This window comes from Mesorhizobium sp. P2_D6 (assembly GCF_056404315.1).
In genome coordinates, this window is record NZ_JBFUEG010000071.1 from 1 (window position 1) to 1,273 (window position 1,273).

At 65.2% G+C, this 1,273-nt stretch carries 1 protein-coding gene; it reads left to right on the forward strand.

Annotated features, from left to right (window positions below):
• Positions 1-79 precede the first annotated feature (79 nt).
• On the forward strand, positions 80-1,270 hold the full coding sequence (locus AC1D1L_RS33635) for a helix-turn-helix domain-containing protein (RefSeq protein ID WP_477345822.1): 1,191 nt from the start codon (positions 80-82) through the stop codon (positions 1,268-1,270).
• Positions 1,271-1,273: the final 3 nt, after the last annotated feature.

Genomic DNA, 1,273 nt, shown 5'->3' on the forward strand with positions numbered 1-1,273 from the left:
TGTCCGAACCGGATAGATAGGTAACAGAATGGACCGATAGCATGGGTGACAGTTTTCTTGTCCGCCGGAGGAACCGGCGATGGTTTGGCGAGAGACTGGCATCATGGACGAGCGGCTTCGGTTTGTTGTGGAGTGTCTTTCTGGAGATGAGACGATGGTGGCGCTTTGTGCGGCCCACGAGATCTCACGCAAGACCGGCTACAAATGGCTTGGACGCTATCGGGAGCTAGGCCCGGAAGGTTTGCACGACCTGCCGCGAGCCCCGCTCAATCATGGCCGGGCGACAGCTCTTGATCTGGTGGAGCGGATCGTCGCGACCAAGGAGACGCATCCGCTGTGGGGTCCCAAGAAGATCGTGGCGCGGCTCAAGCGCACGACTCCCGAGCTCATCTGGCCGTCGGCCTCGACGGTGGGGGCGATCCTTGCGCGGCATGGGCTTGTCAACGCCCGCAAACGGCCGCGTCTGCGGGCCTGCGGCAATGGACCGTGGCCGCAAGCCGACAGGCCGAATGCGGTGTGGACTGGCGATCACAAGGGCTGGTTCCGGACCCGTGACGGGTGGCGCTGCGAACCGCTGACGGTGATGGATGCGTCGAGCCGCTATCTTCTGGCGCTCGAAGCGACGGGATCGACGGCCGATAGCGAGGCTTGGCCGGTGTTCGAACGGCTGTTTGAGGAGCATGGCCTGCCGGATCGGTTCAGAAGTGACAACGGCCCACCCTTCGCATCGGCCGGCGTCACCGGGCTGACGCCGCTTGCGGTGCGCTTCATCAAGCTCGACATCGCGCTGGAGCGGATCGCACCCGGCAAGCCGCAGCAGAACGGACGCCACGAGCGCTTCCATCTGACCATGCTGCCGCTGGCCGAGGCGCCGCAGGCCGACAGAACGGCCCAGGGCCAGGCCTTCGAAGCCTTCCGGCACAGCTACAATGAGGAGCGTCCGCATGAGGCGCTCGCCATGGATACGCCAGCCCAACATTACCGGCCCTCGCAGCGCGCCATGCCCAGAACGCCACCCGAGCCTGACTATCCGGCCGAGGCTGCGATCCGCCGTGTGCGCCACAATGGTGAGATCAGGTGGAATGGCGGCTTCATCTATGTCTCGCAAGCGCTGGCCGGCGAGCCGGTCGCAGCCGCGCAGACCGAGGACGGCGAATGGACACTCTCCTTCCATGCCCATCCGCTCGGCATCATCGACACCAGGCGTATGAAGCTTGTCCGCCGCAGCGCCGCGCCAACCAAACCGCTTGGCGCTGCGCCGGACGCATAGGGG